Genomic DNA, 4,730 nt, shown 5'->3' on the forward strand with positions numbered 1-4,730 from the left:
CATCACGACCCGGAGAACCGCAGCCCGGCAGCGCCAGCCGGCCCAACGTCGTACCCGCGCACCGTCATCGACTCACCCCACGCAGCGATGCCGTCGTCGGCACCGTCATGAAAGACCGGGGTTAGCGAGGTCGCCGCTCGCTTCCAGGTGTCCTGGCCGACAGTGAAGCGGTGGGTTGACCGCTACGCAAATGGCGAGTCGATGCACGATCGGTCCTCGCGGCCGAAGACCTCGCCGCACAGGACGAGCAAGGCGACGACGAAGCGGTGCGTGAGCCTGCGCCTGAGACTTCGCGAAGGGCCGGTTCAGCTCGCGAGCAGGCTCGGTATCGCGCCGTCTACCGTGCATCGAATCCTCACGAGCGTCCGGCTGAACCGGCTCGCATACCTAGACCGCGCCACAGGCGAACCTGTTCGCCGTTACGAGCATGACTATGCCGGGTCGCTCGTGCACGTGGATGTGAAGAAGCTCGGGAACATCCCCGACGGCGGCGGCTGGCGCTATGTCGGCCGCCGCCAGGGCGACAAGAATCGCTCCGCTACGCCGGACAAGCCCCGCAGCAAGTGGCACAACCCCACGCTCGGGTACGCATTCATCCACACCGTCATCGACGACCACTCCCGCGTTGCCTACACCGAGGTCCACGACGACGAAACTGCCATCACTGCAGTCGCCGTCCTGCGCCGGGCGGTCGGCTGGTTCGCCGACCGCGGCGTCACCATCGAGCGCGTCCTGTCGGACAATGGCGGGGCGTACCGCTCGTTCCTGTGGCGCGACGCCTGCGAGGAACTATCGATCGCACCGAAGCGGACTCGCCCGTACCGGCCGCAGACCAACGGGAAAGTCGAGAGATTCCACCGCACTATGGCCGAAGGGTGGGCCTACGCCCGCTGCTACCGCAGTGAGCAGGAACGCCGCGACGCCCTGCAGTCCTGGCTGCACCAGTACAACCAGCATCGGCCGCACACGGCCTGCGGCAACCAGCCGCCCTTCTCGCGATTAGCCAACGTCTCCGGTCAGTACAACTAGGCGTTTCAGCACGGCAGAGTCGTGTTCTGCCCGCCGAAGGCGGGCGCGATGAGCCGCACGCAGACCGGCATCGCCCCGGATGCCTACCGGCATCTCGTACCGGCCTGGCGTCTTATGGATGAGGCTCATCGAGCACCTGCTTTTCCGAGGCGCGCAGGGCGAATAAGGGAGACCTTGACGACCCTACGCAGAAAACCGGGCTGCTGGGGGTGAGACGGCATCCATTTTATCCGGCTCATCATCATCAGGTCCGGCGTTGAGTGCGCACGGGTCGGGCAGGAGTCACTACCTCCGACGACGGCGCACCTCGAACCAGCACGTTGGCGCAGTGGCGGGACGGCGGGGATGCTTACGGGGGCGTGGAGTAGGTCACCGCCTGCCTCTGAGGGGGCCGAACCGCCGACGAACGAGACGCATCTGTCGTCGGGAGTTCTCTCGGGTGACCGATGACGTGAATCGCGTGAAGGATTCGTGGCTCTCGTGCGAACGAGAGAACCGTCTTCGCACGCCCGAATGCGTCGTAACTGTCCGCTCGATCGGGAATCAGATGTCATATCACTAGGCGCCTCTGATGCCCGGCCCGACTTCCGGTCTTGAGCGTGCACGGCACCTGCTCGATGTCCGCGCGCTCCTCCGGCGGCAACTCGTATGGGTCATTGTCCACCGGCTCCGGCGGCTCGGTCTGGTGACGCACCCCGTCCCGCCCCACCCTCGCGTCGCCGCTCGGTCATTCAGAACCGGGCCGATCCGGTCGATGAGGAGGCATCCACCTGCGCAGTGTTCGAATGCGCGGTCCGTCGCCGTTCCATGTCGAGGTCTTGATGAAAACCCTCACCGTCCGACAGCGCCTGCTCCTCCTGGTCGTCACGGCTATCCTCGTCGCGCTGTCCCTCGCGGGCACCGCGCTCGTCGGAAACTCCCGGCTGACCTCCAGCGCCGAATCACTCACCACGGTGCAGGAGGCCAAGGCGCTCCTCAACCACCTGGACACGCGGGAGGCAGAGCTCAAGGTCGACGCCTACCGGAGTCTCGCCGGAGACGACCTCGAAGGGGTACAGAAGGACCTCCCGGACGACCTCGCGTCCGTGACCGACACCCTGGCGGAGCTGGAGAAGCTGGCGTTGCCCGCCGACGTGGCGGCCGGCATCAACGACGTCAAGCCGCAGGTCGCCGACTTCAACACCTTCGTCGAAGGGTTCGTGGCGCAGGCCGCGACGGACCGGGCCGCCGCGGCGAAGAACGCCCCCAAGGTGGCCGAGCTCAACGGTGCCGTGGACGACGAACTCGAGGCGATCCACGAGATCATCGACCGCGAGTCCGTGGCCCGGGAGGAGGCGTTCCAGAACACCGTCGACGCGACCCGCCTCATCTCGATGCTGATCGGGCTGCTCGGCGTCCTGGCCATGCTCGCCATCGCTATCCCCCTGCTGCGTTCCATCACCCGGCCGCTGGAATCGATCCGGGGCGTGCTCGACCGGATCTCCGGCGGAGACCTCACGGCCCGCGCGGACCTCCACACCAAGGACGAGATGGGCGACATGGCCCGCAAGCTCGACGAATCGACCGCCTCCACGCAGCGCTCGATGTCCGAACTGATCCAGGTCGCCGACGTCCTCGCCACCTCCGCCCAGAACCTGGCGAACAACAGCCGCCTCATCGCCGACTCCGCGGAGCGGTCCCAGGTCGGCGTCGGTCAGGTGCAGGAGCGCTCCTCGGAGGTCGCGGACAACGTCCGCACCATCGCCGCAGGAGCGCACGAGATGGGGGCCTCGATCCAGGAGATCTCCCGCGGTACCTCCGACGCGGCCCGCGTCGCCTCCAGCGCCGTCGCCGAGGCGGAATCGGCGTCCGCGTCGGTGCGCAAGCTCGAGGAATCCTCGACCGAGATCGCCAACATCATGAAGCTCATCACCTCGATCGCAGAGCAGACCAACCTCCTCGCGCTCAACGCCACCATCGAGGCCGCCCGAGCGGGCGAGGCGGGCAAGGGCTTCGCGGTTGTCGCGAACGAGGTCAAGGAGCTGGCGCAGGAGACCGCGACGGCCACCGACCAGATCCAGACCCGGATCAGTCAGATCAGCGAAGACACCACGCAGGCCACCCTCGTCATCGGCCGCATCTCCGACGTCATCTCCGAGATCGACCGACACCAGGCGTCCATCGCGTCCGCCGTCGAGGAACAGACCGCCACCACCGCCGAGATGTCCCGCAGCATCGAAGACGTGTCCGCCGGTGTCGACCAGATGAAGGACCGCGCCCACGGTTCGGCCGCCGAAACCGCCAACGCGCTCCGCGAGGTCGAAGGGGTCGTCGCCATCAGCACCGACGTCCACGAACAGGCCGACCGACTCCGCAGCATCGCCGGACGCTTCACCGTCGCCTGACCCGGAACCACCACGAGCCGTCCTCACCGAGGTGAGGACGGCTCGTGCGCCCGGCGGCTCCGCCTCGGGGTCCCAGCTGTGGGCTGGGGGTGCTTGGTTGGGTGCGGGGCAGATGACGTGCTTTTTGACGACATCTGTGGCACGCCCGACCTCCGGCGGGACCTGGCGGCTGCGCCTCGGGGTCCCAGCTGTGGGGTGGCTGGGGTGGTGGGTTGGGTGCGGGGCAGATGACATGCTTTTTGACGACATCTGTGGCACGCCCGACCTCCGGCGGGACCCGGCGGCTGCGCCTCGGGGTCCCGCCTGTGGGGTGGCTGGGGTGGTGGGTTTGGTGCGGCAGATGGCGATCTTTTTGACGACATCTGAGGTATGAACCTCCCTGGGTTCGTCGGAGGGTTCCGATCTAGCAAGGGGAGACTGGACCTATGGGAGCACCACGGAAGTTTGACGTTGAGACTCGGGAGCGGGCGGTGCGGATGTACCGGGATCATCTGGCTGATGCTGGGGGGTCCAAGCTCGCGGCGCGTCAGCATGTCGGGGCGTTGTTGGGGATCAATCAGGCGACGTTGCGGAACTGGGTGGAGCAAACCCCAGCCGCCGGTGAGGCGTCGCCGGAGAGCGCGGAGGTCAAGCGGCTGAAGCGGGAGAACGCTGAGTTGCGGCGCGCGAACGAGATTCTCAAGACCGCGAGTGCTTATGTGGGTGATGTCTGTCAAGCGGGGGGCTGGTCGAGGCGTTCGAGGAGGTTGGTGTAGACCTCGGCGCGGCGGGTTTGGCCCTTGGTGCAGGCGTCGTCGCGTTGGGCTTGCAGGGTGGGGCGGTGCTCGATGGTGGTGAAGAACATGGTGCAGGATTCGCAGATGGTTTCGTAGCGGCAGTCGAGTTCGATGGGGCGGGCGCAGTAGCCGTGGCCCAGAAGGCGTTTGTGGACTTCGGCCTGCAGAGCGGTCATGGCGGGTCCGGCGGCGTCGGCGGGCAGCTGCACCGGCGTGGCCGGGGTCGGGGCGGGGGGTTGGTTCCGGGTGTAGAGGGCTTCGATTTTGCTGGTGACGTTGAAGTACTGGTCGGCCACGGTGCGGTCTCCGATCCGGGCGTAGACCATGGTCATGGACAGGTCGATGTGTCCGAGGAGTGCGGCGATGGCTTCCAGACTCATGCCGCGGTTGATGGCTTGGGTGGCCAGGGTGTGGCGCAGCTGGATCGCCCCGGGAAGGGTGGAGGGCTTGATCTCCCCAGGAGGATGGAGTCATGCCTGCACAGAGGAAGTACCCCGAGGAGCTGCGTGAGCGGGCGATCCGGCTGGTCCGGGATCGTCTT

At 66.9% G+C, this 4,730-nt stretch carries 3 protein-coding genes and 2 pseudogenes; 3 read left to right on the top strand and 2 right to left on the bottom strand.

Annotated features, from left to right (window positions below; all coding sequences use genetic code 11):
* Positions 1-120: 120 nt before the first annotated feature.
* A pseudogene (locus tag ICW24_RS18985) lies at positions 121-1,029 on the top strand (IS481 family transposase); the annotation flags it as partial.
* A 550-nt stretch (positions 1,030-1,579) separates the two neighbouring features.
* Here ICW24_RS18985 and ICW24_RS18990 read toward each other — a convergent pair.
* Positions 1,580-1,738 carry a hypothetical protein gene (locus ICW24_RS18990; RefSeq protein ID WP_372361056.1) on the bottom strand — a complete coding sequence of 53 codons (159 nt, stop codon included), beginning with the start codon at positions 1,736-1,738 and terminating at the stop codon, positions 1,580-1,582.
* A gap of 112 nt (positions 1,739-1,850) precedes the next feature.
* Between ICW24_RS18990 and ICW24_RS18995 the strand changes: the two genes are divergently transcribed.
* Both ICW24_RS18995 and ICW24_RS19000 read left to right on the top strand, forming a co-directional pair.
* Complete coding sequence (locus ICW24_RS18995; RefSeq protein WP_226347287.1) at positions 1,851-3,413, top strand: methyl-accepting chemotaxis protein; 1,563 nt, start codon at positions 1,851-1,853, stop codon at positions 3,411-3,413.
* A gap of 425 nt (positions 3,414-3,838) precedes the next feature.
* A pseudogene (locus ICW24_RS19000) lies at positions 3,839-4,111 on the top strand (transposase); the annotation flags it as partial.
* Positions 4,112-4,125: 14 nt separating this feature from the next.
* Here the strand turns inward: ICW24_RS19000 and ICW24_RS19005 are convergent.
* Positions 4,126-4,641, bottom strand: a complete 516-nt coding sequence (locus ICW24_RS19005; RefSeq protein WP_307781378.1) for a tyrosine-type recombinase/integrase — start codon at positions 4,639-4,641, stop codon at positions 4,126-4,128.
* Positions 4,642-4,730 lie beyond the last annotated feature (89 nt).

Origin of the sequence: Agilicoccus flavus, assembly GCF_014857905.1 — a bacterium.
Taxonomy (GTDB): domain Bacteria; phylum Actinomycetota; class Actinomycetes; order Actinomycetales; family Dermatophilaceae; genus Agilicoccus; species Agilicoccus flavus.